Consider the following 26,105-nt stretch of genomic DNA (forward strand, 5'->3'; position numbering starts at 1 on the left):
GCCCACGGCAATGCCCCAGAGGTGCAGGGTGCCGAGGGTGGGTTTGAGTTCTGTTTGGGTTGTCATAAGTCCTCGCTTGTCATTTTTATTGTTGGGTTGTTGGACTTGCGGGTATCGATTTTTGGTACAGCGTGCACGCAAAGCCCGTGCCAGAGCGGCCAGGCGTTATTTTCAGGGTGTCAGTGATGGCCTCTTCGCGGGCAAGCTTCGCTCCCACAGGTTTTCGGTCGTTTACAGCTTTTGGATTCGACTCGGACACTGTGGGAGCGGAGCTTTTCGGGACGCCGAACCGCCGCGAAGGCGGTCTCAGGGTTTAGAAGAACCCAAGTGGATTGATGTCATAGCTCACCAGCAGGTTCTTGGTCTGCTGGTAATGATCGAGCATCATTTTGTGGGTTTCGCGACCCACGCCGGACTTCTTGTAGCCGCCGAACGCGGCGTGCGCCGGGTACAGGTGGTAGCAGTTGGTCCAGACGCGCCCGGCCTTGATTGCCCGACCCACGCGGTAGGCGCGGTTGATATCACGGGTCCACAGGCCCGCACCGAGGCCGAACTCGGTGTCGTTGGCAATCGCCAGGGCTTCGGCTTCGTCCTTGAAGGTGGTGATGCTCACTACCGGGCCAAAGATTTCTTCCTGGAACACACGCATCTTGTTGGTGCCCTTGAGCAGGGTCGGCTGGATGTAGTAGCCGGTGGCCAGATCCCCTTCGAGCTTCTGCACCTGGCCGCCGGTCAGCAATTGCGCGCCTTCCTTCTTGGCGATTTCCAGGTAGGAGAGGATCTTGTCGAACTGCTGCTCGGAAGCCTGGGCGCCGACCATGGTGTCGGTGTCCAGCGGGTCGCCACGCTTGATCTGCTCGACTTTCTTCATCACCACTTGCATGAACTCGTCGTAGATCGACTCTTCAATGAGGGCACGGGATGGGCAGGTGCAGACTTCGCCCTGGTTGAAGAAGGCCAGGACCAGGCCTTCGGCGGCCTTTTCAATAAAGCTCGGCTCGGCTTTCATGATGTCGGCGAAGAAGATGTTCGGCGACTTGCCGCCCAGTTCCACGGTGGACGGGATGATGTTCTCGGCCGCGCATTTCATGATGTGCGAGCCGACCGGGGTCGAGCCGGTAAAGGCGATCTTGGCGATGCGCTTGCTGGTGGCCAGGGCTTCGCCGGCTTCTTTGCCGAACCCTTGCACCACGTTCAGCACGCCGGGTGGCAGCAGGTCGCCGATCAGTTCCATCAGTACGGTGATGCCCAGCGGGGTTTGCTCGGCCGGTTTGAGTACCACGCAGTTGCCGGCGGCCAGGGCCGGGGCGAGTTTCCAGGCGGCCATCAGGATCGGGAAGTTCCACGGGATGATCTGCCCGACCACGCCCAGCGGCTCGTGGATGTGATAGGCCACGGTGTTGCCGTCGATTTCCGCGGCGCTGCCTTCCTGGGCGCGCAGGCAACCGGCGAAGTAGCGGAAATGGTCAGCGGCCAGCGGAATGTCGGCGTTGAGGGTTTCGCGCACGGCCTTGCCGTTGTCCCAGCTTTCGGTAATCGCCAGGGTTTCCAGGTTCTGTTCGATACGGTCGGCGATTTTCAGCAGGACCAGCGAACGCGCCTGGACCGAAGTGGCACCCCAGGCATCGGCGGCGGCGTGGGCGGCGTCGAGGGCCTTGTCGATGTCCTTGGCGTTGGAGCGCGGGAATTCGGCAATGGCCTTGCCATTGACCGGGGAAGTGTTGGTGAAGTACTGGCCGTCGACAGGCGCGACGAATTCGCCATTGATGTAGTTGCCGTACTTGGCCTTGAACGTAACGATGGCGCCGGCAGTACCAGGGTGGGCGTAACGCATGGTGTGTGTCTCCTTGGCTATTGTGCTTATAAGGGAGTACGCGCTTGAGCGCTTCATAAGCGTAGAGCAAAGGTCGGGCCAGTGCGTGGTGGGCCGGGCGCCAGAGCCTTTGGCCGAGGTGCGCGGTGACGGATGGCGGGGTTGTTGCGACAGTGGTGATACAGCGGGGGTGACAGTTTGTACCGGATTTGGCGCGGCCTGTGACTCGGCGGTCGCGGGATGATTGCATTGCTCGCGGCGCTGGAGGATGCTGGGCATCCAGGTGAATGCGCACGATATTTTTCGGACACCACGAACCCCTGTAGGAGCCGGCTTGCCGGCGATAGCGGCCGATCAGGCGATGCAAGGCTCATTGGTCCCATCGCCGGAAAGCCGGCTCCTGCAAGGTCGGGAGAATAATAAGAAATGCAGAACAACCATCTGACTCGCCACGCCCAGCAGGTGTTGACCGTGACCCAGGGCAAGGCCCGTCCGGGCGGCCCCGGCAGTGATCCGTCCATCGCCCGCTCCTGGCTGCGTTGCCTGGAGGACTATCACCTCGACCCCTCGCTGAGCATCGCCCCCACCGTGCTCGAACATGGGCGCCTGCTGGAAAGCCGCGAGCACCTGCGCCAGGTCCTGCAGATCGCCGGCAATGAAATGACCAGCCTGCACCAGCAGCTCTCCGGCGCCGGTCACGCGGTGTTGCTCACCGATGCCCGCGGGGTGATCCTCAACTGCGTTACCGCGCCCGCCGAACGCAAGATCTTCGAGCGCGCCGGCCTCTGGCTCGGCGCCGACTGGAGCGAAGCCTGCGAAGGCACCAACGGCATCGGCACCTGCCTGGTGGAGCGCCAGTCCCTGACTATCCATCAGGATGAACATTTTCGCGGTCGTCACACCGGCCTGACCTGTTCCGCGAGTCCGGTCTTCGATCCTCATGGCGAATTGATGGCAGTGCTCGATGTGTCCTCGGCCCGCCCGGAGGTGTCGCGCCAGAGCCAGTTCCACACCATGGCGCTGGTCAACCTCTCGGCGAAGATGATCGAGAGCTGCTATTTCCTGCGCCATTACGAAAACCATTGGCTGCTGCGTTTCCACTTGCAGGCCGAGTCGGTGGGGCTGTTCAGCGAGGGTTTGTTGGCGTTCGACGGCGAAGGTCGGATCAGTGCGGTCAACCAGAGTGCCCTGAACCTGCTGGGGCATGGCCGCAGCGGTTTGCTGGGCCAGCCGGTGGAGGTGTTCTTCGATTGTTCGCTGGATGAACTGCTCGGCCGTGCCAGTGCCCAGGCCAGTGCCAGTTGGCCGCTGCGCAGCCGCGACGGGCGGGCCCTGTTCGCGGTGCTACGCGGCCAGCCGCGCAGCGTGCCCAAGGTGTTGGTCCCGACACCGGCCCCGTTGGAGCGAGCGAAGCTGTCGAGCATCTGTCTCGGCGATCCGGCCTTGCAGAGCGATTTTCGCCGGGCGCTGCGGGTCTTCGAACGCGATGTGCCATTGCTGATCAACGGCGAAACCGGTTCGGGCAAGGAGGCCTTCGCCAAGGCGGTGCACCAGTCCAGCCAGCGCGCCGGGAAAGCCTTTGTCGCCCTCAACTGCGCGGCGATTCCCGAGAGCCTGATCGAAAGCGAGCTGTTCGGTTATCGCGGCGGCAGCTTTACCGGCGCGCGCAAGGAAGGCATGCGCGGCAAGCTGCAACAGGCCGACGGCGGCACGCTGTTTCTCGATGAGATCGGCGATATGCCGCTGGCTTTGCAGACCCGCTTGCTGCGGGTGCTGGAGGACCGCCAGGTGGTGCCCATCGGCGGCGAGCCGGAGGCGGTCAATGTGCGCATTATCAGCGCCACGCACCGCAACCTGATGGAGCGGGTCGGCGACGGCAGCTTCCGCGAGGATTTGTACTACCGGCTCAACGGGCTGGAGGTTGGCCTGCCGGCGCTGCGTGAGCGCAGCGACAAATCGCAGTTGCTGGATTTCCTGTTGGCGGAAGAGGCCGGCGAGCAGCAGGTATTGATCGACGCGGCGGCGCGTCAGGCGCTGCTGGCATTCGAGTGGCCGGGCAATGTGCGGCAGATGCGCACGGTGTTGCGCACGCTGGCGGCGTTGTGCGAGGACGGCCGGATCGGTGTTGAGGACCTGCCGGCGCTGATCCGCCAGGCGCGGCCAAGCCTGGTCACGGTGGCGGTCGACGAGCCGTCCGCGCATCCCCTGGAAGACGCCGAGCGCCTGGCTTTGCTCAATGCCCTGGAACAGCAGCGCTGGCATATGACCCATACGGCGGAGCAGTTGGGGGTGAGTCGCAACACCTTGTATCGCAAGTTGCGCAAGCACGGGATCGCCCGCTAGACCTGCTTCGGCCTTGAGTACAAGTGCGCCTGTACTGACGCCTTCGCGGGCAAGCCCTGCTCCTACAGGATTTGTGTTGTAACGCCATGGCACATGTGACGCATAACTGTAGGAGCAGGGCTTGCCAGCGAAGGCATCCTTGAGCCCGAAACTCCAGGTGCGATTTCCCCCGCCCTGGGCTAACCTGCGACCACGTTTTACGAGGTCGACTATGCACATTCATATTCTCGGTATCTGCGGTACGTTCATGGGTTCGATGGCCGTTCTGGCCAAGGAACTGGGTCATCACGTCACCGGTTCCGATGCCAACGTCTATCCGCCCATGAGTACCCAGCTCCAGGCCCAGGGCATCGAGCTGACCCAGGGCTACGATCCGGCGCAACTCGATCCGGCCCCGGACCTGGTGGTGATCGGCAATGCCATGTCCCGTGGCAATCCCGCGGTCGAGTACGTGTTGAACAAAGGCCTGCCCTATGTGTCTGGCCCGCAATGGCTGGCGGACCATGTGCTGCAAGGTCGCTGGGTCCTGGCCGTGGCCGGTACCCATGGCAAGACCACCACCAGCAGCATGCTGGCCTGGGTACTGGAACACGCCGGCATGAGCCCGGGTTTCCTGATCGGCGGTGTGCCGCAGAATTTCTCGGTGTCGGCGCGCCTGGGCAGCACACCGTTCTTCGTGATCGAGGCCGATGAGTACGACAGCGCCTTTTTCGACAAGCGCTCCAAGTTCGTCCATTACCGCCCGCGTACCGCGATCCTGAATAACCTGGAGTTCGATCACGCGGATATTTTCCCGGATCTGGCGGCGATCGAGCGGCAATTCCACCATCTGGTGCGAACCATTCCGAGCGAGGGGCTGGTGATTCATCCGACCACCGAGCCGGCGCTGCAGCGCGTCATCGAAATGGGCTGCTGGACCCCGGTGCAGACCACCGGCGCCGGCGGCCAGTGGCAGGTCAAGTTGCTCAGCGAAGACGGCTCACGGTTTGAGGTGATGTTCGACGGCGTGGCCCAAGGCGTGGTCGAATGGGACCTGACCGGCCAGCACAACGTCGCCAATGCCCTGGCCAGCCTGGCGGCGGCGCGGCATGTCGGCGTGGTGCCGGCGATGGGCATCGCCGCCCTCAGCGCCTTCAAGAGCGTGAAGCGGCGGATGGAAAAGGTTGCCGAAGTCCATGGCGTGACGATCTACGACGACTTCGCCCACCATCCGACGGCGATTGCCACCACCCTTGATGGCTTGCGCAAGAAAATCGGCGATGCGCCGCTGATTGCGATTATCGAGCCGCGCTCCAACTCGATGAAGCTTGGTGCCCACCGCGATGGTTTGCCGGACAGCGTGGTCCAGGCCGACCAGGTGATCTGGTATGCGCCGGCCAATCTTGGCTGGGACCTGGGCGCCACGGCGGCGCTGTGTTCGGTACCTTCCATCGTCAGCGATTCCCTGGAAGGCATTATCGAACGGGTGAAAAGCCAGGCCAAACCCGGGACCCACGTGGTGATCATGAGCAACGGCGGCTTCGGCGGCCTGCACGGCAAACTGGCCGAGGCGCTGCAATGAACAATGGACCGGAGCGCATCACCCTGGCGATGACCGGCGCTTCCGGCGCGCCCTATGGCCTGCGCCTGCTCGATTGCCTGGTGCGCGAGGACCGCGAGGTGCATTTCCTGATCTCCAAGGCCGCGCAGTTGGTAATGGCCACCGAGACCGACGTGGCGCTGCCGGCCAAGCCGCAGATGATGCAAGCCTTTCTCACCGAATACACCGGCGCGGCAGCCGGGCAGATTCGGGTGTACGGCAAGGAAGACTGGATGTCGCCGGTAGCCTCGGGTTCCGGCGCGCCGGCGGCGATGGTCGTGGTGCCGTGTTCCACCGGGACCTTGTCGGCCATTGCCACGGGTGCCTGCAACAACCTGATCGAGCGGGCGGCGGATGTCACCCTCAAGGAGCGCCGCCAGCTGATCCTGGTACCGCGCGAGGCGCCGTATTCGAGCATTCACCTGGAGCATATGCTCAAGCTGTCGAATATGGGTGTGACCATCCTGCCGGCGTCGCCGGGCTTCTATCACCAGCCGCAGACCATCGATGACCTGGTGGATTTTGTCGTGGCACGGATTCTCAACCTGTTGAATATTCCCCAGGACATGCTGCCGCGTTGGGGTGAGCATCATTTGAGCAGCGATGAGTAAGCCGCTGCTGTGCCTGCTGCTGGTACTGCAACTGGTGGGTTGTGCGACGGTGCGCACCCTGGATGCCGGCAAGGCCGGGGCGCCGGTGGTGTATTCGGGGATGCGCCTGGACCTGTATGCCTTGCAGGGCGGTTGTTGCGCTTATGACCGCTTCGGCGCGCAGGCGCCGAGTTATCCCGGGGTGGATCTGCCGGCCAGCGCGTTGCTGGATACGCTGCTGCTGCCGCTGTCGGTGTTGACGGTACTGGGTGTGGGGTATCAGGCGACAGGTGGGTTGTAGCGCCTGTAGGGCCGAGTGATGAACTGTGGGAGCGGAGCTTGCCCGTGAAGACGGCGGTGAGGCCACTAAAAGCTTCGCGGGCAAGCACCGCTCCCACAAGGTATGCATTTCATTGCTCTGCTGCGGGGGCGATGGGGCCGTGTTATTTACCCAGTCGGCGCAACTCGTCCGACTCGACTATCCGCACGCCATCCTGTTCCTCCAGCGCCAGGCGCCATAGCGCCCGGGCCAGTTGGCAGGCCTCGATGCCGCGATACTTCCCTGGAATCAGTTTCGACAGCGGCGCCGCCAATTGCTCCGCCAGGCGCGGTTCGATCCGTTCGCCCAGCAGCAACGAAGGCCGGGCGATGGTCAGCTGCGGCCAGTTCTGCGCCCGCAGCGACTGTTCCATCTCGCCCTTGACCCGGCTATAGAACACCTTGGATTTCGGGTCGGCATCGATGGCACTGACCACGATCAGATGCCGCGCGCCCATTTCCCGCGCGCGCTTGCCGAAGGCCACGACCATGTCGTGGTCCACGGCGCGGAACGCTTCTTCGGAACCGGCCAGCTTGATGGTGGTGCCCAGGCAGCAGATTGCCAGGTCGACACGGCCGCTCAACTGCGGCAGGAAAATCGCTGGGTCACCTACCGGATTCTCCAGGTGCGGATGCTCGGCCAGCGGTCGGCGCGAGGGCGCCAGTACACGGGTCACCGTCGGCTCGTTGAGCAGGCGGTCAAGTAGATGCTCACCGGTCAGGCCGGTGGCTCCAGCGAGCAGGATATGCTGAGGCGTCAAGTACATAAAATACCTCCCTTGATACTGTTCAGCTTAGTTGCTCTTGGCTGTCTTGCTGTCCGCGGATGCGCTTTGTAGTGCTTTTCTTGCCTGTTGTTTGCGCAGCGACTGCCAATGCGCCAGCACGCCCCGGGGCGCCCAGATCTGCGGTTCCGAAGCGTCGAAGTTGTCCGCCTGCTCGCGCTCGGCGACATGCGCCTTGGCCAGGACGAAGGCTTGTTGCAGGTCGTCGGTCTGGTTCAGCGCCTGGGCGAACAGGGCGTCGCCGAAATAGGTGAAATCCGCCTCTTCGGAACAGCCGAAGGACACCCGGTCGGCGCGGGACGCAGTCATGATCAAGGTTTTTTCATCCTTGAGCGCCGGGATGAAACCGCCGGAATAACAGGCGGAAATCACAATGACCTTGTCGCGATTTTTCAGCGGCGCCAACGCCGAGGCCAATTCGTCGGCCGGCAGGTCGGCCAGTTCCAGGCGTGGCTGATCCAGCACGAACTCGTGTTCATGGGTGCCATGGCTGGTCAGGTAGATGAAGATCAGGTCTTCCGGCCCGCTGCGTTCAGCCAGGGTCTGGGCGGCGCGGTGCAGGTTCTCGCGGGTCGCCATCGGGCGATCGCCGAGGTGGTCGCGATGGTTCACCAGGCTGATCTGGCCATAGGCACCGAAGCGGGTGGCGAGCATCTGGTTGACGTAATCGGCTTCGCGCATAAACACGCTTTGCTTGCCGTCGCCGGCCAGCACCAGGCTGTAGAGTTCGATCGCCGGGGTTGAGGCCGGCACTGCGGCCAGGGCTTTTTCCAGCAGCGGGCCCTGGGCCAGCAGGCCGATCTCCAGCAGGTCGGGCAGCAGCTTGCCGTCGGCATCGCGGACCCGCTGGCCATTGGTCCAGATACCGCTTTGCACGCTGCCGTCGGCCAGGGTCAGGCTGCCGCGGCCGTTGTAGGTGTCGCTGGCGAATTCGCCGATATAGACACTGCCGTCGCCCAGGCTCAAATGGCCCTGGCCATTGAAGCGCCACTCGCTGAACTCGCCGCGATAATGGCTGCCGTCGACGCCGATCAGTTGGCCGCTGCCGTTGAGCACGCCATCCTTGAATTCACCGATCCAGACATCGCCGTCGGCGTTTTCGTAGCGACCCTTGCCATTCAGCTGGTTGTGCTTGAAACCACCGGCATATTGGTCGCCGTCGGCGCTGTTGAAGGTGCCGACGCCTTCCAGTTGACCGTTGACGAAGTGGCCGGTGAACAGGTTGCCGTTGGCATCGCTGCGCTGGCCCTCGCCGTTGGGCTTGCCATGGGCGAATTCCCCCTGGTACTGGCTGCCGTCTTCCAGTTCCAGATGGCCGAGGCCGGAATACTGGTCGTCCTTGAATTCGCCACGGTAGGTCATGCCGGCTTCTTTGAGCGTGCCTTCGCCGTCGCGCCGACCCTGCTTGAAACCGCCGGTGTAGTTGCTGTCGTGCACGGTCAGGGTACCCTGGCCGTGGAACAGGCCCTGCTGGAACTGACCCTTGTAGACCTCGCCATTGCTGCCATGCCACTCGCCATCGCCTTGCCACTGGCCGTGGTCGAACTGGCCGGCGTACCAGCTGCCGCTGGGATAGTCGATACGGCCCGGGCCTTGCAACAGCCCATTGACCACTTCGCCGCGATAGCGACCGCCGTCCGGCAGACGAGCGTCCGGCGGCAATAGCGATTCGCCATCACCGCAGGCGGTGAGCAGCAGGGTCAAAGCAAGGGGTACGAGTGGGCGCATAACGGGATCCGGATAATTAGGGGACCGAGTATGCCGTAGCAATATGGCGTGTCCAGTGTCCTGCACGAAACAGAGTGCACTCTGTTTCGTGAGTAGCTGCTATCAGACGAAGCAGAGTGACAGGGGTTCAGCGATATAGGCGGGTTTTTCCTGGCCTTCGATTTCCAGCGTGGCGGTGGCCTTGAGCAGCCATTGGCCGGGTTTTTTCTCGGTGACCTCGGTCAGTTCGACCTTGAGGCGCACCCGCGAGTCGACCTTCACCGGCTGGATGAAACGCACGCTGTCCAGGCCGTAGTTGACGGCCATCTTCAGGCCTTCGGGCATGATGAAGATGTCTTCCATCAGTTTCGGAATCAGCGACAGCGACAGGAAACCGTGGGCAATGGTGCTGCCAAACGGGGTTTGCGCGGCCTTGACCGGGTCGACATGGATGAATTGATAGTCGCCGGTGGCTTCGGCGAACAGGTTGATCCGCGCCTGGTCGATGGTGAGCCATTCGGAGTATCCGAGTTCCTTGCCGACATAATCGTTGAGCTGCGCTACAGGTACATAGGGCATTGACACACTCCTTGGTCTTTCGAGTTATCGGGCCTCGGGTTGCAGCCCTTGGCATCCACTGTAGATCATCATGGGATATGTGCCCGGTCAAGCCACCATACCTTTGGCGAATGGCGGTGTATGGGCATGCTTATAATGCTGGCATCTTCAAGGGAGAGTTCGGATGTTGTTACGTGGTCTGACCTGGTTGGTGCTGTTTCAGTTGCTCGGTACTGCCCTCAATCATTTGTGTGTGCCGGTGTTGCCGGGCCCGATTATCGGCTTGTTGCTGCTGCTGGTGTTTCTGATGGTGCGTGGCGAAGTCAGCGTGCCGTTGAGCGAGGCGGCGTCCAGTCTGTTGCGTTATCTGCCGCTATTGCTGGTGCCGCCGGCGGTCGGGGTGATGGTCTATGCCAAGCAGATCGCCGCGGACTTCTGGGCGATTGCGGGGGCGCTGGTATTGTCGGTGCTGATCTCCATGGCGTTCGTCGGGGTCTTGATGAACGCCCTGATCAAGCGCCATGCCCGGCGCGGAGAGCAGCCATGAGTCTCGACTGGCAGGGCGCCTGGGCGGCGGTGATCCATCATCCGCTGTTCGGCATCGGCATTACCCTGGGGGCCTATCAGATGGTCTTGGCGGGCTTCGAGAAGACCCGCTGGATCTTCCTGCAACCGGTCCTGGCCTCGATGGCGCTGGTGGTCGCTATCCTGTTGCTCTGCGACCTGGAGTACGCCGAGTACCGCAGGAGCACCGAGATCCTCGGTATTCTGTTGGGGCCGGCCACGGTGGCGCTGGCCGTGCCGCTGTACTTGAACCTGCGGCGGATCCGGCAGTTGTTCTGGCCGATTTTTACTACGCTGGTGATTGGCGGGGTACTGGCGACGGGCCTGGGGGTATTGCTCGGCTGGTTGTTCGGGGCCGACCATATGATCCTGATGACCCTGCTGCCCAAGTCGGTCACTTCGCCCATCGCCATGCTGGTCGCCGAGCAGATCGGCGGTGTGGCGGCGCTGGCGGCGGTGTTCGTGTTGATCACCGGGGTGATCGGCGCCATTGCCGGGCCCTGGCTGCTGACGCGGTTGGGCGTGCTGGCGCCGGAAGCCCGGGGCATGGCCCTGGGCATGACCGCCCATGCGGTGGGCACTTCGGTGGCCTTGCAGGAAAGTGAGGAGTGCGGCGCTTTCGCAGCGTTGGCAATGAGCCTGATGGGCGTAGCCACGGCCGTCTTGCTGCCGTTGGCGGTGTCTTTGGTGGTTTGAGGAAATTGTTATGAGCCTGGCGTTGTTTCCCCTGAACACCGTGCTGTTTCCCGGTTGTATCCTCGACTTGCAGATTTTCGAGGCGCGCTACCTGGACATGATCAGTCGCTGCATGAAACAGGGCAGCGGTTTTGGCGTGGTCTGTATTCTCGAGGGCCAGGAGGTCGGCGATGCACCGGAAGGCTTTGCCCTGGTCGGCTGCGAAGCCTTGATCCGCGATTTCCAGCAGCAGGACAACGGCCTGCTGGGTATCCGGGTCGAAGGCGCTCGGCGTTTCCGCGTACTGCACAGCGAGTTGCAGCGCGACCAGCTGACGGTCGCCGAGGTCGAGTGGCTGGATGAGATCCCCGAGCAACCGCTGCAGGACGAGGACGAGGATCTGGTGGCGCTGCTCAAGGCGCTGGCCGAACACCCGATGGTCGCCGCCCTGAACATGGGGACCAGCGCAACCGGACAGCAGTCGCTGGCCAATCAGTTGGCGTATCTGCTGCCGTTTTCCGAGCTGGACAAGATCGACCTGCTGGAACTCGATGATCCCCAACAGCGCCTGGATGCAATTCAGGTATTGCTGGATGAGTTGCAGGGGGAGTTGTTTGCATGAGTAGGTCCATGTAATTGCATGGAATAGTTTCTATATGAAAATAATCTGAAGAACTGTCAGAAATGACAGTAGCCGGTTATGCGTGATGCTTCCAGACTTGCATGGCGAAAGTTTGGGGAGCTCGGGGACGAGAGTTGTCCATGGACGAGCTTGCGTCATTCAGTAACTGGGAATATTGGAAATGTCAGAGCACAAAGAAGGTCGGGTCAAGTGGTTCAATGATGCGAAGGGTTTCGGTTTTATTTCGCCAGATGATGGGTCGCAAGATGTGTTTGTTCATTTCAAGGCGATCCAGGCGACTGGTTTCAAATCCCTCGCCGAAGGGCAGAAGGTAAGTTTTGAAGTTGCTCAGGGACAAAAAGGTCTACAAGCGGAAAACGTTAAATTGATTTGAGGTTCTGCTATCAAGACCGCTCGATCCGAACGTCCTCCGGGCAACCGGGCTTCATGGGGCGACGTCAGGGGGTGCCTCTTCCTTTTTGGGGGAAACAGTCATGGATAAGTACTGCGAAGAACGTTACGACGCCGCCCGGGGCGGGATCGGCGTGATCACCGCGCATGTGGACGGACGAGAGCTTTTCTTTCATGTGCGATCCGCTGCCGACGGTGGGCCGAAGTTACGGGCCGGCGACACCGTCAGCTATGAAGTCGTCCGGGGCGCGGATGGCCAGTTCTATGCCATCAACCTTGAAGTCCTCGACAGCGCTCCGCCCGCAATGCTCTCTTAACCCGCAACGCTCTCTTAATAGGCATATCGCCCGATTTCATGCGGCAAATGCCACAGCGCATGCAGCCCATAGATCGCCACGGCGGCCGGCAGGATCAGCCACCAGGCCCGGGGGGGCATGGCCGGTAGCGGCATGAAGCGCTGGCTGAGGCTCAGGCTGGCCGCCAGCACCGTGACCGCGAGCAGTGCGCCGGCGAGGATGTCGGTGGGCCAGTGCGCGCCCAGGTACACCCGGGACAACGCCACTGCCAGCGCCGGCAGGCAGCCGAGCAATAGCCAGGTCACGCGCAGCCGTGGCGGTTGCTCACGCCCGGCCAGTACCGCGAGCATCAGGAAGAACGCGAATGAGCCTGAGCTGTGTCCGCTGGGCATGCTGAAGCTGGTGATCGGTTCGGCCAGCACTTGCGGACGGATCCGTGCGAAGAAGTATTTGGCGGCGGTGTTGGCCAATGCCGTCACCGCCAGGGTGGCGCCGAAAAACACTCCCTGGCGCCATTGGCGGGCGAGAAACAGCAGGGCGGTGAGGGCGCCCGCGACGATGAGCTGGATGCGGAAATCGCCGAGGCGGGTGGCGATCACCGCTGCCACGTCCAGCGCTTTGTCGCGATGTTCCTGTAGCAGCGCTATCAGGCCCTGGTCGAACGCCGTGAGGTGGGGGTAGCCGAGAAACAGGCCGGTCAGCAATGCCAGGCTCAAGCCTGAAATCAGCAGCGTGGCCTTGGGATGGCGCTTCACGCTGCAATGGATACATAGCCCGATCAGTGCGACGAGGCCGAGCGCGACTACCCCGGCCTGTGACCAGAACCCTTCGGGCAGGGGCAGGCGGATGGCCGCGCCGGTGGCCCAGCCCGGCAGCAGGTAGACCACCGACCAACCGGCACCGGCAATCAGGCTGACGCCGATAAAGCGCGGCAGCGGCATGTCGCACATGCCGGCGATCATCGGCAGCATCGGGCGTAAAGGGCCGATAAAGCGTCCGACCAGCAGGCTGGCGATACCATAGCGCTGGAAATAGCTTTCCGCGCCACTCATCCATTGCGGGTGGCTGCGCAGACCCGGCAGGCGCCGGATATTCTGGTGGAAGCGGCGGCCCAGGGTGTAGGAGACCACGTCGCCGAGCAGGCCGCCGATGAACCCCAGCAGCAGGGTTTCGCCCAGGGGCAGGGCGCCGCTGCCGGCGAGCACGGCAATGGCGAACAGCAGGACGGTACCCGGCACGATGCTCCCGACGATGGCCAGGCATTCGAGGCAGGCGACGATGACGATCGCCAGGCCCAGCCATTGTGGGTTGGCGGTCAGCCAGGCGGTGATGCTATCGAGCCATGGGCCCATCGAGGACTTCCTTATTCAGGTGAAACAGAAACATTCGGTATTGCACATTCTTGATGTGGGAGCCGGCTTGCCGGTGATGAGCTCGGTGAGCCTTGCATCGTCTGATCGGCCGCCATCGCCGGCAAGCCGGCTCCTACAGGTTTTGTGGAACGGTGTAGTAATCGCGACCTTCGACCTGCCCGCGCCGGAGCGGGTTGCGCGTGCAATACGGCGCATGGCTGGCGTCGACGAAGCGGTACATCAGGTGTTCGTCACGCCCGCCGGGAATGCCCAGGCGGGTGGTCTGGATGATCTGCGCCACCTGGGTGCCGACATCCTCCACCAGCAGCCCCTGCGGGTCGAAACGCTTGGCGTCCCACATCGGCACCTTGAGCCCGAGGGCCTTGCACAGCAGGGTCTGACCCGCACACAACTTCTCGGTCGGACGCGCCGTGCCGTTGGCCGCCGGGTTGTTCAGCAGCATCTGCGCCAGGCTCGCCGCGCCGGACAGTGTGTCGACCCACGGATAGGCGGATTTGATCAGCACCGCATTGCCCGGCCCGTGGGCGCTGAAGTTCAGCGAATCACCGCCGCGGGCGTAGTACATGTAGATATGTCCGCCATCCAGAAACAAAGCCTTACGCTTTTCTGTGTAGCCGAGAGAGGCGTGGCTGCCTTTTTCCTCGAGATAGTAGGCTTCAGTCTCGATGATCCGCGCCGCCAGCCAGAGATCGCCGACCTTGTGGCGGATGACTTTGCCCAGCAGTTCGCGGGCGAGCAACTGTGCATCGCGGTCGAAAAAAGCGTCGGGCAGGGCATTCGGCAAGGGCGCGGGGGTGGGACTGGGCATCGTGGGCGCGAGACTGTTGACGGCTGGTCGGAGGGGAAGCATAACGTTTTATGCCTTAATTGCGTCTGAACACGCACTATTTAGCCTCCATTTCGACCATCCGCCCGGCACCGCTGTCCGTGAGGCGGCGCGACAGCTATAATCGGCCGCTTTCCTCTTTGCCAAGTCCCCCTTAAGAGCCATGACTGAGTCCGTTCTCGACTATATGACCCGTCTGGGTCGCGCTGCCCGCGAGGCTTCCCGCGTGATCGGCCGTGCCAGCACCGCGCAGAAGAACCGCGCCCTGCTGGCTGCCGCCAACGCGCTGGACGCTGCCCGCGCCGAGCTGAGTGCCGCCAACGAACTCGATCTGGCCGCCGCCCGCGGCAATGGCCTGGAGCCGGCCCTGGTCGAACGCCTGGCCCTGACCCCCGAGCGCATCGACGGCATGATCGTCGGCCTGCGCCAGGTGGCCAGCCTGCCGGACCCGGTGGGGGCGATCCGCGACATGAGCTACCGGCCATCGGGGATCCAGGTCGGCAAGATGCGCGTGCCCCTGGGCGTGATCGGGATCATCTACGAGTCGCGGCCGAACGTGACCATCGATGCCGCCAGCCTGTGCCTCAAATCCGGTAACGCGACCATCCTGCGCGGCGGCTCCGAGGCCATTCATTCCAACCGTGCCATTGCCGCCTGTATCCAGCGCGGCCTGGACGAGGCCGGTTTGCCGGCAGCGGTGGTGCAGGTGGTGGAAGTCACCGACCGCGCCGCCGTCGGGGCGCTGATCAGCATGCCCGAGTACGTCGACGTGATCGTGCCGCGTGGCGGCAAGGGCCTGATCGAGCGGGTCAGCCGCGAAGCGCGGGTGCCGGTGATCAAGCATCTGGACGGTATCTGCCACGTATATGTCAGCGCCCACGCCGACCTGGCGAAGGCTCGCGACATCGCCTTCAATGCCAAGACCTATCGTTACGGCATCTGCGGCGCCATGGAAACCCTGCTGGTGGATCAGGCCGTCGCCGCCGAATTTCTCCCGGCCATGGCCGAGCGCCTGCGTGCCAAGGGCGTCGAGCTGCGCGGGTGCGAGCGAACCCGGGCAGTGATCGAGGCCATCGCCGCCACCGAAGAAGACTGGAACACCGAATACCTGGCGCCGATCCTGTCGATTCGCGTGGTCGACGGGCTGGACGCGGCCATCGAACACATCAATCACTATGGTTCGCACCACACCGACTCGATCGTCACCGAAAACCTCGCCGAGTCCCGGGCCTTCATGGCCGAAGTCGACTCCAGTTCGGTGATGCTCAATGCCCCGACCTGCTTCGCCGATGGCTTCGAATACGGATTGGGTGCCGAGATCGGCATTTCTACTGATAAGCTGCACGCCCGCGGCCCGGTAGGGCTGGAAGGCCTGACCTGCGAGAAGTACATCGTGGTCGGCGACGGGCAGTTGCGCGGTCAGGCCGCGGTCTGATCGAGTGAGCAAGCGTCCGCCAGCCGTCGTCAGCCCGCGCCAGGTTCCGCCCCGGCGTATCGGCGTGCTCGGCGGAACCTTCGACCCGGTGCACATCGGCCATTTGCGCAGTGCCCTGGAAGTCGCGGAACTGATGGACCTCGATGAGTTGCGCCTGACCCCCAGTGCCCGGCCACCGCATCGCGATACACCGCAAGTCTCGGCCATCGATCGCCTGGCAATGGTCGATTGCGCGGTGGCCGGCGTGAGCCCGCTGGTGGTGGACGACCGCGAGCTGCAACGGGACAAACCGTCCTACACGATCGACACCCTGGAACTGATGCGCGCCGAGTTGGCCGCCGAGGACCAGTTATTCTTGTTGTTGGGTTGGGACGCATTTTGCGGCCTGCCCACTTGGCACCGCTGGGAGGAGTTGCTCCAGCATTGCCATATCCTGGTGCTGCAACGCCCGGATGCCGACAGCGAACCGCCGGATGCCTTGCGCAACCTGCTGGCCGCGCGGTCGGTCAGCGACCCGAAGGCCCTGCCGGGGCCTGGCGGGCATATTACATTCGTCTGGCAGACACCCCTCGCGGTGTCGGCCACCCAGATCCGTCAACTGCTGGCCAGCGGTAAGTCGGTACGTTACCTGGTGCCTGACGCGGTCCTGGCCTATATCGATGCGCACGGGCTGTACCGTGCGTCGAACTGAAAAGGCGCGCTTGAAAGCACGAACAGTCGTGTATTGAAGCGCCCGAACATATGAGCAAAACGAGTTTTATATGACCAACAACGACGTAAGCAAAACAAAGCGCAAAGGCACGTTCAAGAGTGCTCCGCTGCCGGAAAAAGTGCTCAGCGGTGAGCCCCTCAAGGGCGAAGAGCTGGTCAAGATCGCCGTGGCCGCCCTGGAAGACGTCAAGGGCCAGGACATCCTGGTGATCGACGTTCGCGAAAAGCAGAGCATCACCGACTTCATGATCATCGCCACCGGTACCTCCAACCGCCAGATCGGCGCGATGCTGGACAAGGTCCGCGAAGCGGTCAAGGCCCTGGGCATCAAGCCGTTGGGCGAAGAAGGCAAGGGCGACAGCGATTGGGTGCTGCTGGACATGGACGATGTGATCGTCCACATGATGACCGCCAGCGCGCGTCAGTTCTATGACCTGGAGCGCTTGTGGCAGGGTGCCGAGCAGAGCCGTTCGGCCAGCGCCGCGCACCACAGCCCGGAAAACACCCATGAGCATTTCATCAAGCTCAACAAAGACCAGGAATAAGGTGGCGTTGTGCGCCTGCGCCTGATTGCTGTCGGTTCACGCATGCCCAAGTGGGTGGAAGAGGGTTGGCACGAGTATGCCAAGCGTCTGCCATCCGAACTGGCGCTGGAACTGGTAGAAATTCCGCTTAACACCCGGGGCAAGAACGCCGACGTGACGCGTTTTATCCGTCAGGAAGGCGAAGCGATGCTGGCCAAGGTCGGTGCCAACGAGCGGATCGTCACGCTGGAGGTCCACGGCAAACCGTGGAGCACCGAGCAGTTGGCGGTCGAACTGGATCGTTGGCGGCTGGATTCGCGCACGGTCAACTTCATGGTCGGCGGCCCCGAGGGGCTGGCGCCGGAGGTCTGTGCGCGGGCCGAGCAGCGCTGGTCGCTGTCGCCGCTGACCTTGCCGCACCCGTTGGTGCGGATCCTGATCGGTGAACAGCTGTATCGCGCCTGGACCGTGCTGTCCGGGCACCCTTACCATAAATAAGCCTGCCGAATGACCCAGCCGATTCGCCTCAAGGACCACGAGAAAGACGCCCGCCTGGTGCGTAACCGTGTCGTGGTCGGCGCAATTGTGGTGGTGGCGCTGATCGGCGTGCTGATCGCCCGGCTGTATTTCCTCCAGGTGATCCAGTACGACTATCACTCGACCAAGTCGGAAAACAACCGCGTCCATGTCCAGTCGATTCCGCCGAGCCGTGGCCTGATCTACGACCGTAACGGCCTCGTGGTGGCGGATAATCGGCCCAGTTTCAGCCTCAGCGTGACCCGTGAACGCTCCGGTGACTGGCGCCAGGTGCTGGATGTGCTGGTCGAGGTCCTGCAGCTCACCCCGGAAGATCGCGTGCTCTTCGAAAAGCGCGTGCGCCAGGGTCGGCGGCCGTTCGAGCCGGTGCCGATCCTGTTCGAGCTGACCGAGGAACAGATCGCCCGGGTGGCGGTGAACCAGTTCCGCCTGCCGGGCGTCGAGGTGGTCGCGCAATTGGTTCGCCATTACCCCCAGGGTGCGCACTTCGCGCACTCGGTGGGTTACATGGGGCGGATCAACGAGGCCGAACTCAAGGCCCTGGACCCGGTGAACTACAGCGGCACCCACCATATCGGCAAGACCGGCATCGAGCGTTTCTACGAGGCCGAGCTGCATGGCCAGGTCGGTTACGAGGAAGTCGAGACCAATGCGCGCGGGCGGATTCTGCGGGTGCTCAAGCGCACCGACCCGGTGCCGGGCAAGGACATTGTCCTGAGCCTGGACATCAAGTTGCAGGAAGCCGCCGAAGAAGCCCTCGGTGGCCGGCGCGGAGCCGTGGTGGCGTTGGACCCGGCCACCGGCGAGGTGCTGGCGATGGTCAGCCAGCCAAGCTTCGACCCGAACCTGTTCGTCACCGGGATCGGCTTCAAGGCCTACGCCGAGTTGCGCGATTCCATCGACCGGCCGCTGTTCAACCGGGTGCTGCGCGGCCTCTATCCGCCGGGCTCGACCATCAAACCGGCGGTGGCGGTGGCCGGGCTCGACAGCGGGGTGGTCAACGCCTCGACGCGGGTCTTCGACCCTGGTTACTACGAACTGCCCAACTACGATCACAAGTACCGCAACTGGAACCGCACCGGTGATGGCTGGGTCGACCTGGACACGGCGATCATGCGTTCCAACGACACCTACTTCTACGACCTGGCGCACAAGCTGGGCATCGACCGGCTGTCCACCTATATGAGCAAGTTCGGCCTGGGCCAGAAGGTCTCGCTGGACATGTTCGAGGAATCGCCGGGGCTGATGCCTTCGCGTGAATGGAAGCGTACCACCCGGCGCCAGGCCTGGTTCCCGGGCGAAACCTTGATCCTCGGGATCGGCCAGGGCTATATGCAGGCCACGCCCTTGCAACTGGCCCAGGCCACGGCATTGGTGGCGAACAAGGGTGTGTGGAACCGCCCGCACCTGGCCAGGACCATTGAGGGCCAGAAGCCACAGGATCCCGACCCGATGCCGGATATCGTCCTGCGTAACCCGGCGGACTGGGACAAGGTCAGCCACGGCATGCAGCAAGTGATGCATGGTGCCCGTGGCACCGCGCGCAAGGCGGCCATCGGTTCGCAGTACCTGATCGCCGGCAAGAGCGGTACCGCCCAGGTCGTGGCCATCAAGCAGGGCGAGAAATACGACCGTTCGAAAGTCCAGGAGCGCCATCGTGACCACGCCCTGTTTGTCGGCTTCGCCCCGGCCAACAACCCGAAAATCGCCGTGGCGGTGATGGTCGAGAACGGTGAGTCCGGTTCCGGCGTGGCCGCGCCGGTGGTTCGCCAGGTCATGGACGCCTGGTTGCTCGGCCCGGATGGCAAGCTCAAACCCGAATATGCCGATTCAACCCCCTTGCAGGTGATGCCTTGATCGCCAATTTCGACCGCATCCTCTCCAGTGAAGATGTGATGCGCCGCCGGGCTACCTTGTTGCAGCGCATGCACATCGACGGTCCCTTGCTGGTCCTGCTGCTGACCCTGGCGGCCGGCAGCCTGTTCGTCCTTTATTCGGCCAGCGGCAAGAGCTGGGACTTGCTGATCAAGCAGGCCACCTCCTTCGGCATCGGCCTGGTCTCGATGTTCGTGATCGCCCAGCTCGAACCGCGCTTCATGGCTCGCTGGGTGCCGCTGGCCTACGTGCTCGGGGTGATGCTGCTGGTGGTGGTGGACGTCATGGGCCACAACGCCATGGGCGCCACGCGCTGGATCAATATTCCCGGGGTGATCCGCTTCCAGCCGTCGGAATTCATGAAGATCCTGATGCCGGCGACCATCGCCTGGTACCTGTCCAAGCGCACCCTGCCGCCGCAGCTCAAGCACGTGGCGATCAGCCTGATGCTGATCGGCGTGCCGTTTATCCTCATCGTCCGCCAGCCCGACCTCGGCACTTCGCTGCTGGTGCTGGCCGGCGGCGCGTTCGTGCTGTTCATGGGCGGCCTGCGCTGGCGCTGGATCCTCAGCGTGCTGGCGGCGGCGGTGCCGGTGGCGGTGGGCATGTGGTTCTTCATCATGCACGACTACCAGAAGCAGCGGATCCTGACCTTCCTCGACCCGGAAAGCGATCCGCTGGGCACTGGCTGGAACATCATCCAGTCCAAGGCCGCCATCGGTTCCGGCGGCGTGTTCGGCAAGGGCTGGCTGCTGGGCACCCAGTCGCACCTGGACTTCCTGCCGGAAAGCCATACCGACTTCATTATCGCGGTGATGGGTGAAGAGTTCGGCCTGGTGGGCATCTGCGCCTTGCTGCTGCTCTACCTGCTGCTGATCGGGCGCGGGCTGGTGATCACCGCCCAGGCCCAGACGCTGTTCGGCAAACTGCTGGCCGGCAGCCTGACCATGACGTTTTTTGTGTATGTTTTCGTCAACATCGGTATGGTCAGCGGTCTGTTGCCGGTAGTAGGGGTGCCGTTGCCATTCATTAGCTACGGCGGAACTTCGCTGGTGACACTGCTGTCAGCGTTTGGGGTTTTGATGTCGATCCATACCCACCGCAAGTGGATCGCACAGGTTTGAGCAAGGTGAACAATTCAATGCAAGTATTGCGCGGTTGGGCGGCTCGGTATGCGCCCTGGATAGGCCTGGTCGGCTGTCTGGGGGCGGGAACGGGCGCGCTGGCCGGTGATTACGAAGGTTCGCCGCAAGTGGCCCAGTTCGTCGCGGAAATGACCCGCGACTATGGCTTTGCCGGCGAGCAACTGATGGAGGTGTTCCGTCAGGCCGAGCGCAAGCAGAGCATTCTCGACGCGATTTCGCGCCCGGCGGAACGGGTCAAGCCGTGGAAGGAATACCGTCCGATCTTCATCACCGACGCGCGGATTGCCCGTGGTGTCGACTTCTGGCGCCAGCATGAGGCGGCCCTGGCCCGTGCCGAGCAGGAATATGGCGTGCCGGCCCAGGTGATTGTCGCGATCATCGGCGTGGAAACCTTTTTTGGCCGCAACACCGGCAACTACCGGGTGATCGACGCCTTGTCGACCCTGGGCTTCGACTACCCGCCACGCGCCGAGTTCTTCCGCAAGGAGCTGCGCGAGTTTCTCCTGCTGGCCCGCGAAGAACAGCTCGACCCGCTGAGCCTCAAGGGCTCCTACGCCGGGGCCATGGGCCTGCCGCAGTTCATGCCGAGCAGTTTTCGCGCCTATGCGGTGGATTTCGACGGTACCGGGCATATCAACATCTGGACCAACGCCGACGACGCCATCGGCAGCGTGGCCAGCTATTTCAAACGCCACGGCTGGGTGGCCGGGGAACCGGTGGTCAGTCGCGCGGACGTGCGTGGCGACCAGGTCGACCAGGGCCTGAGCCCGGGGATCGACCCGGTCAAGACCGTTGGGGAGTTGCGGGCGCTGGGCTGGTCGAGTCATGATGCGCTGCGCGATGATATGCCAGTGACGGCGTTTCGCCTGGAAGGCGACAATGGCCCGGAGTATTGGATGGGCCTGAAGAATTTTTATGCGATCACGCGCTATAACCGCAGCGTAATGTACGCCATGGCCGTGCATCAGCTGTCTGACCTGTTGGTCCAAGCACGGGGCGTCAAGTAATGCAGGCTTTGCCGATTCCAAAACCACTGAAGCTGTTGGCTTACACCGCGTTGGCGGTGCTGGTGGTCAGTTGTTCGACCAGCCGCTCGCCGTATCAGTCGTCCTCGGCCTCCAATACCATCCGCGCCAAGCCGGGCCTGGACATCAACCGCGCGCATAAAGACGGCGCGCCGTGGTGGGACGTCGACGTGTCGCGGATCCCGGATGCCACGCCGACCCTGCACACCGGGCCATACAAGGCCAACCCCTACACGGTGCTGGGCAAGACCTATTTCCCCCTGACCGACTCCAAGCGCTACGTGGCCCAGGGCACGGCGTCCTGGTACGGCACCAAGTTCCATGGCCAGAACACCGCCAATGGCGAGGTCTATGACCTGTACGGCATGAGTGCCGCGCACAAGACCCTGCCGTTGCCCAGCTATGTGCGGGTGACCAACCTGGACAACAATCGCAGCGTGATCCTGCGGGTCAACGACCGCGGGCCGTTCTATTCGGATCGGATCATCGACCTGTCCTACGCCGCCGCGAAGAAGCTCGGTTATGCCGAGATCGGCACGGCGCGGGTCAAGGTCGAGGGCATCGACCCGCAGGAGTGGTGGGCCCAGCGCGGCCGTCCGGCGCCGCTGATGCTCAACGAACCGCAGGTGGCGCAGTCCCAGGCCCCGGCCCTGAGCGCCTCGACCGGGACGATCGAGCAGTGGACACCGCCACCGCAGCAGCACGCCACTGACGTTGTGCCGGTACAGGCTGACGCAAAAAAAAACGCTTCTGCACCAGCCTCTGGCCAGTATCTCCAGGTGGGCGCGTTCGCCAACCCGGACGCTGCCGAACTGTTGAGGTCGAAGCTAAGCTCGATGGTCAAGGCGCCGGTCTTCGTCAGTTCATTCGTGCGCAACCAGCAGACCCTGCATCGGGTGCGGATGGGGCCGATCGGCACGCCGGGTGAAGTCCAGCAAGTGCAGAACAGCGTGCGCCTGGCCAATCTCGGTTCGCCAAGTCTGGTGACGTCGGAGTAACACAGGCACAATTGTGGATTGGGCCGCTTTCAAGGGGCCGGGTCCTGGGTTGTTGGTTCGTTAGATAATAAAAGCCTGGAAAGGGTGGTGGAGCGAGCAACCTGACACGGGGCAGTTGGAAAACTGCCGGATTTATTTTTGCCCGCGAGGGCAAGTTTCCATTAGCGATTTCGAGAGACGGATGAACATCACCACCTTTGCCAAACGTTTGTGCCTGCTTGTACCCCTGATCGTCGCGCCGGCCGCCTGGGCCGCCGATGACATGGCCCTTCCCGCCACGCCGCAACTGGCCGCCAAAGCCTATGTGCTCATGGATGCCGCCAGTGGCAACGTGCTGGTGGAGAACAACGGCGACCAGCGCCTGCCTCCGGCGAGCCTGACCAAGCTGATGACCGCCTACATCGCGACCCTGGAAATCCGTCGCGGGCAGATCGGCGAGAACGATCCGGTGACCGTCAGCGAAAACGCCTGGCGCACCGGCGGTTCGCGGATGTTCATCAAGGTCGGCTCGCAGGTGACTGTCAGCGACCTGCTGCACGGCATCATCATCCAGTCCGGCAACGACGCCAGCGTGGCACTGTCCGAGCACATCGCCGGCAGCGAAGACGCGTTCGCCGACATGATGAACAAGACGGCCGCCGACCTCGGCATGACCAACAGCCACTTCATGAACCCGACCGGTCTGCCGAACCCCGAGCACTACTCGTCGCCGCACGACATGGCGGTACTGGCCCGCGCGATCATTCGCGTCGACCCGGTGCACTACGCGATCTACTCGCAGAAGGAGTTCTTCTGGAACGGCATCAAGCAGCCTAACCGCAACCTGCTGCTGTGGCGCGACAAGACCGTCGACGGCCTGAAAACCGGTCACACCGAAGAAGCCGGCTACTGCATGGTGTCCTCGGCGGTGCGTGACGGCCAGCGCCTGATCGCCGTAGTGTTCGGTACCAACAGCGAATCGGCCCGCGCCTCTGAAACCCAGAAGCTGCTGACCTACGGTTTCCGCTTCTTCGAAACCCAGACCTTCTACCAGAAGGGTACCGAACTGGCCCAGGCTCCGGTCTGGAAAGGCACCACCCATCAGGTCAAGGCCGGCCTGGCCGAAGACCTGACCATGACCATGCCTAAAGGCCAGCTCAAGAAGCTCGCCGCCAGCATGACCATGAATCCGAAACTGGTCGCGCCGATCGCCAAGGGTGACGTGATCGGTAAAGTCGAAGTCAAACTGGACGACAAAGTGGTACACAGCGCTGATCTGATCGCGCTGGACGCAGTCGAGGAAGGTGGTATCTTCCGTCGCCTGTGGGACAGCATCCGTATGTTCTTCTACGGCATGTTCAACTGAGGTCGACCATTAACAGAAAGTGTCGATTTGCGTACCTCGCGCCTGACCCGGGCGCGAGGTATGTCCGTTGCCTGGGCTTACGAGGCCGTTATTGTCATGACAGACACTGAAGTAAAAGCGCCGAAAATCGAATTTCCCGTTACCGACTACCCGGTCAAGGTGATCAGCGACACGGGGGTGGGCAACAAGGACAAGATCGTCGAGATCGTCAAGAAGCACGCGACGATCAACGATAACCGCGTGGATGAACGCCAGAGCACCAACGGCAAGTACACCACGATCCAGCTGCATATCGTGGCCACCGGCCAGGACCAGCTGTACGACATCAACAGCGAGTTGCGGGCCACCGGTTTCGTACACATGGTGCTGTGATGGGCGGTGTGCTGGGCTTTCGCGAGCTCGGCCAGACCCCTTACGAGCCGGTCTGGCATGCCATGCAAGCGTTCACCGATGGGCGCAAGAATGCCGACCTGGCGGACGAAGTCTGGCTGGTGCAGCATCCGTCGGTGTTCACCCAGGGCCAGGCCGGCAAGGCCGAGCATGTGCTGCTGCCGGGAGATATTCCGGTGGTCAAGGTCGATCGCGGCGGCCAGGTGACCTATCATGGTCCCGGTCAACTGGTGGCTTATCTGTTGCTGGACGTCCGTCGCCTGGGTTATGGCGTGCGCGAGCTGGTCAGCCGGATGGAGCGCTGCCTGATTGATTTGCTCGCCGAGTATGGCGTGAGCGCCGAGGCCAAGGCCGACGCGCCCGGGGTGTATGTCGACGGCGCGAAGATCGCCTCCCTGGGCCTGCGGATTCGCAACGGCTGTTCGTTCCATGGCCTGGCGCTGAATGTCGATATGGACCTTGGGCCGTTTCGACGGATTAACCCCTGCGGTTATGCGGGGCTGGCGATGACCCAGCTGCGTGACCACACAGGACCGATTGAATTTGCCGAGGTAAGTGCCCGGCTGCGTGCGCAGCTCGTCAAACACCTCGACTATGCTGAGCAGACGACCCTCACGGGCGGAATCGATTGATATGACTACTGCGCAAGACGCTGTGCAAACCCTGATCCCGGCGCTGGACGTTTCCGAGCGCCCGGCCCGTGCGAAAGTCGAAACCGGCGTCAAGCTGCGTGGCGCCGAGAAAGTCGCACGAATCCCGGTGAAGATCATTCCGACCACCGAACTGCCGAAGAAACCCGACTGGATTCGCGTGCGCATCCCGGTTTCGCCGGAAGTCGACCGCATCAAGCAATTGCTGCGCAAGCACAAGCTGCACAGTGTCTGCGAAGAGGCCTCCTGCCCGAACCTGGGTGAGTGCTTCAGCGGCGGTACCGCGACCTTCATGATCATGGGTGATATCTGCACCCGCCGTTGCCCGTTCTGCGACGTCGGCCACGGCCGGCCGAAGCCGTTGGATGTCAACGAGCCGCAAAGCCTGGCCATCGCCATTGCCGACCTGCGCCTGAAGTACGTGGTGATCACCTCCGTGGACCGCGACGACCTGCGTGACGGCGGTGCCCAGCACTTCGCCGACTGCATCCGCGAGATCCGCAAGCTGTCGCCGAACGTGCAGCTCGAAACCCTGGTCCCCGACTACCGTGGGCGTATGGACATCGCGCTGGAAATCACCGCCGCCGAGCCGCCGGATGTGTTCAACCACAACCTGGAAACCGTGCCGCGCCTGTACAAGGCCGCGCGTCCGGGTTCCGACTACCAGTGGTCGCTGACCCTGCTGCAACGTTTCAAGCAGATGATGCCGCACATTCCGACCAAATCCGGCTTGATGCTGGGCCTGGGCGAAACCGACGAGGAAGTCATCGAAGTCATGCAGCGCATGCGCGAGCACGACATCGATATGCTGACCTTGGGCCAGTACCTGCAACCGTCCCGCAGCCACTTGCCGGTGCAGCGTTTCGTGCATCCGGACACCTTCGCCTGGTTCGCCGAGGAAGGCTACAAGATGGGCTTCAAGAACGTGGCTTCCGGGCCGCTGGTGCGTTCGTCCTACCACGCCGACGAGCAGGCCAAGCTGGTCAAGGCTGAACTGACCGGAGCGTAAC

28 protein-coding genes are annotated in these 26,105 nt (G+C 62.9%); 22 read left to right on the forward strand and 6 right to left on the reverse strand.

Annotated elements, in window-relative coordinates; translation table 11 throughout:
- A partial coding sequence (locus M5B96_RS23300) for a hypothetical protein (RefSeq protein WP_248799359.1) occupies positions 1-186 on the forward strand: 186 nt, incomplete at its 5' end.
- Between the two features lie 127 nt (positions 187-313).
- On the opposite strand, the gene M5B96_RS23305 is transcribed toward M5B96_RS23300, so the two are convergent.
- The gene (locus M5B96_RS23305; RefSeq protein ID WP_248799360.1) at positions 314-1,834 is read right to left on the reverse strand and encodes an aldehyde dehydrogenase family protein; all 1,521 of its coding nucleotides are present in this window, start codon (positions 1,832-1,834) and stop codon (positions 314-316) included.
- A gap of 405 nt (positions 1,835-2,239) precedes the next feature.
- Here M5B96_RS23305 and M5B96_RS23310 point away from each other — a divergent pair, with 405 nt between their 5' ends.
- The 4 genes from M5B96_RS23310 to M5B96_RS23325 all read left to right on the forward strand — a co-directional run bounded on the left by M5B96_RS23310 (position 2,240) and on the right by M5B96_RS23325 (position 6,626).
- A complete protein-coding gene (locus M5B96_RS23310) occupies positions 2,240-4,156 on the forward strand; it encodes a sigma-54-dependent Fis family transcriptional regulator (RefSeq protein WP_248799361.1) in 1,917 nt (638 codons plus the stop codon).
- Between the two features lie 211 nt (positions 4,157-4,367).
- Positions 4,368-5,717 (forward strand): UDP-N-acetylmuramate:L-alanyl-gamma-D-glutamyl-meso-diaminopimelate ligase, encoded by a 1,350-nt coding sequence (gene mpl / locus M5B96_RS23315; RefSeq protein WP_248799362.1) that lies wholly within the window; start codon positions 4,368-4,370, stop codon positions 5,715-5,717.
- Positions 5,714-6,346, forward strand: a complete 633-nt coding sequence (ubiX, locus tag M5B96_RS23320) for a flavin prenyltransferase UbiX (protein WP_103495795.1) — start codon at positions 5,714-5,716, stop codon at positions 6,344-6,346. Before mpl ends, ubiX begins: the two co-directional genes overlap by 4 nt.
- On the forward strand, positions 6,339-6,626 hold the full coding sequence (locus M5B96_RS23325; protein WP_248799363.1) for a YceK/YidQ family lipoprotein: 288 nt from the start codon (positions 6,339-6,341) through the stop codon (positions 6,624-6,626). The genes ubiX and M5B96_RS23325 overlap by 8 nt, the downstream gene beginning before the upstream one ends.
- Before the next feature lie 142 nt (positions 6,627-6,768).
- Here M5B96_RS23325 and M5B96_RS23330 read toward each other — a convergent pair whose 3' ends face one another.
- The 3 genes from M5B96_RS23330 to M5B96_RS23340 all read right to left on the reverse strand — a co-directional run bounded on the left by M5B96_RS23330 (position 6,769) and on the right by M5B96_RS23340 (position 9,714).
- On the reverse strand, positions 6,769-7,410 hold the full coding sequence (locus tag M5B96_RS23330) for an NAD(P)H-binding protein (RefSeq protein ID WP_218225870.1): 642 nt from the start codon (positions 7,408-7,410) through the stop codon (positions 6,769-6,771).
- Between the two features lie 27 nt (positions 7,411-7,437).
- A complete protein-coding gene (locus M5B96_RS23335; RefSeq protein WP_248799364.1) occupies positions 7,438-9,156 on the reverse strand; it encodes a C13 family peptidase in 1,719 nt (572 codons plus the stop codon).
- A gap of 102 nt (positions 9,157-9,258) precedes the next feature.
- Positions 9,259-9,714: a MaoC family dehydratase gene (locus M5B96_RS23340; protein WP_248799365.1), complete on the reverse strand. Its 456-nt coding sequence runs from the start codon at positions 9,712-9,714 to the stop codon at positions 9,259-9,261.
- 163 nt (positions 9,715-9,877) lie between these two features.
- On the opposite strand from M5B96_RS23340, the gene M5B96_RS23345 reads away from it, so the two are divergent.
- From M5B96_RS23345 to M5B96_RS23365, 5 genes are all read left to right on the forward strand, one after another.
- On the forward strand, positions 9,878-10,240 hold the full coding sequence (locus tag M5B96_RS23345; protein WP_248799366.1) for a CidA/LrgA family protein: 363 nt from the start codon (positions 9,878-9,880) through the stop codon (positions 10,238-10,240).
- Positions 10,237-10,953 carry an LrgB family protein gene (locus tag M5B96_RS23350; protein WP_248799367.1) on the forward strand — a complete coding sequence of 239 codons (717 nt, stop codon included), beginning with the start codon at positions 10,237-10,239 and terminating at the stop codon, positions 10,951-10,953. Before M5B96_RS23345 ends, M5B96_RS23350 begins: the two co-directional genes overlap by 4 nt.
- 10 nt (positions 10,954-10,963) lie before the next feature.
- On the forward strand, positions 10,964-11,554 hold the full coding sequence (locus tag M5B96_RS23355) for an LON peptidase substrate-binding domain-containing protein (RefSeq protein WP_248799368.1): 591 nt from the start codon (positions 10,964-10,966) through the stop codon (positions 11,552-11,554).
- Positions 11,555-11,735: 181 nt separating this feature from the next.
- Positions 11,736-11,948, forward strand: a complete 213-nt coding sequence (locus M5B96_RS23360; protein ID WP_248799369.1) for a cold-shock protein — start codon at positions 11,736-11,738, stop codon at positions 11,946-11,948.
- A 100-nt stretch (positions 11,949-12,048) separates the two neighbouring features.
- Positions 12,049-12,282 carry a cold shock domain-containing protein gene (locus M5B96_RS23365; RefSeq protein WP_248799370.1) on the forward strand — a complete coding sequence of 78 codons (234 nt, stop codon included), beginning with the start codon at positions 12,049-12,051 and terminating at the stop codon, positions 12,280-12,282.
- Between the two features lie 14 nt (positions 12,283-12,296).
- On the opposite strand, the gene M5B96_RS23370 is transcribed toward M5B96_RS23365, so the two are convergent.
- The gene (locus M5B96_RS23370) at positions 12,297-13,613 is read right to left on the reverse strand and encodes a bifunctional DedA family/phosphatase PAP2 family protein (RefSeq protein WP_248799371.1); all 1,317 of its coding nucleotides are present in this window, start codon (positions 13,611-13,613) and stop codon (positions 12,297-12,299) included.
- A gap of 133 nt (positions 13,614-13,746) precedes the next feature.
- Positions 13,747-14,442, reverse strand: a complete 696-nt coding sequence (locus tag M5B96_RS23375; RefSeq protein ID WP_248799372.1) for a DNA-3-methyladenine glycosylase — start codon at positions 14,440-14,442, stop codon at positions 13,747-13,749.
- A gap of 181 nt (positions 14,443-14,623) precedes the next feature.
- Here M5B96_RS23375 and M5B96_RS23380 point away from each other — a divergent pair, with 181 nt between their 5' ends.
- The 12 genes from M5B96_RS23380 (at position 14,624) to lipA (ending at position 26,104) form a co-directional block, all read left to right on the forward strand.
- Positions 14,624-15,895, forward strand: coding sequence for a glutamate-5-semialdehyde dehydrogenase (locus M5B96_RS23380; RefSeq protein WP_248799373.1), 1,272 nt, complete (start codon positions 14,624-14,626; stop codon positions 15,893-15,895).
- Positions 15,896-15,899: 4 nt separating this feature from the next.
- Positions 15,900-16,586 (forward strand): nicotinate-nucleotide adenylyltransferase, encoded by a 687-nt coding sequence (nadD, locus tag M5B96_RS23385; protein WP_177099273.1) that lies wholly within the window; start codon positions 15,900-15,902, stop codon positions 16,584-16,586.
- 70 nt (positions 16,587-16,656) lie between these two features.
- The gene (gene rsfS / locus M5B96_RS23390) at positions 16,657-17,151 is read left to right on the forward strand and encodes a ribosome silencing factor (RefSeq protein ID WP_248799374.1); all 495 of its coding nucleotides are present in this window, start codon (positions 16,657-16,659) and stop codon (positions 17,149-17,151) included.
- Between the two features lie 9 nt (positions 17,152-17,160).
- Positions 17,161-17,628 carry a 23S rRNA (pseudouridine(1915)-N(3))-methyltransferase RlmH gene (gene rlmH, locus M5B96_RS23395; RefSeq protein WP_248799375.1) on the forward strand — a complete coding sequence of 156 codons (468 nt, stop codon included), beginning with the start codon at positions 17,161-17,163 and terminating at the stop codon, positions 17,626-17,628.
- A 9-nt stretch (positions 17,629-17,637) separates the two neighbouring features.
- The gene (mrdA, locus tag M5B96_RS23400; RefSeq protein ID WP_248799376.1) at positions 17,638-19,524 is read left to right on the forward strand and encodes a penicillin-binding protein 2; all 1,887 of its coding nucleotides are present in this window, start codon (positions 17,638-17,640) and stop codon (positions 19,522-19,524) included.
- 38 nt (positions 19,525-19,562) lie between these two features.
- The gene (rodA, locus tag M5B96_RS23405; RefSeq protein WP_248799505.1) at positions 19,563-20,666 is read left to right on the forward strand and encodes a rod shape-determining protein RodA; all 1,104 of its coding nucleotides are present in this window, start codon (positions 19,563-19,565) and stop codon (positions 20,664-20,666) included.
- Between the two features lie 17 nt (positions 20,667-20,683).
- Positions 20,684-21,694, forward strand: coding sequence for a lytic murein transglycosylase B (gene mltB / locus M5B96_RS23410; protein ID WP_248799377.1), 1,011 nt, complete (start codon positions 20,684-20,686; stop codon positions 21,692-21,694).
- Entirely contained in the window at positions 21,694-22,710 is a 1,017-nt protein-coding gene (locus M5B96_RS23415; RefSeq protein ID WP_248799378.1) for a septal ring lytic transglycosylase RlpA family protein, read from the forward strand. Before mltB ends, M5B96_RS23415 begins: the two co-directional genes overlap by 1 nt.
- Before the next feature lie 181 nt (positions 22,711-22,891).
- Positions 22,892-24,055, forward strand: coding sequence for a D-alanyl-D-alanine carboxypeptidase family protein (locus M5B96_RS23420; protein ID WP_248799379.1), 1,164 nt, complete (start codon positions 22,892-22,894; stop codon positions 24,053-24,055).
- A 96-nt stretch (positions 24,056-24,151) separates the two neighbouring features.
- Positions 24,152-24,427 carry a DUF493 domain-containing protein gene (locus tag M5B96_RS23425; protein WP_100941582.1) on the forward strand — a complete coding sequence of 92 codons (276 nt, stop codon included), beginning with the start codon at positions 24,152-24,154 and terminating at the stop codon, positions 24,425-24,427.
- Positions 24,427-25,077, forward strand: a complete 651-nt coding sequence (gene lipB / locus M5B96_RS23430) for a lipoyl(octanoyl) transferase LipB (protein ID WP_248799380.1) — start codon at positions 24,427-24,429, stop codon at positions 25,075-25,077. The genes M5B96_RS23425 and lipB overlap by 1 nt, the downstream gene beginning before the upstream one ends.
- A gap of 1 nt (position 25,078) precedes the next feature.
- Positions 25,079-26,104 carry a lipoyl synthase gene (gene lipA, locus M5B96_RS23435; RefSeq protein WP_248799381.1) on the forward strand — a complete coding sequence of 342 codons (1,026 nt, stop codon included), beginning with the start codon at positions 25,079-25,081 and terminating at the stop codon, positions 26,102-26,104.
- Position 26,105: the final 1 nt, after the last annotated feature.

The organism is Pseudomonas sp. MWU13-2105, assembly GCF_023242315.1.
Classification (GTDB): Bacteria; Pseudomonadota; Gammaproteobacteria; order Pseudomonadales; family Pseudomonadaceae; genus Aquipseudomonas.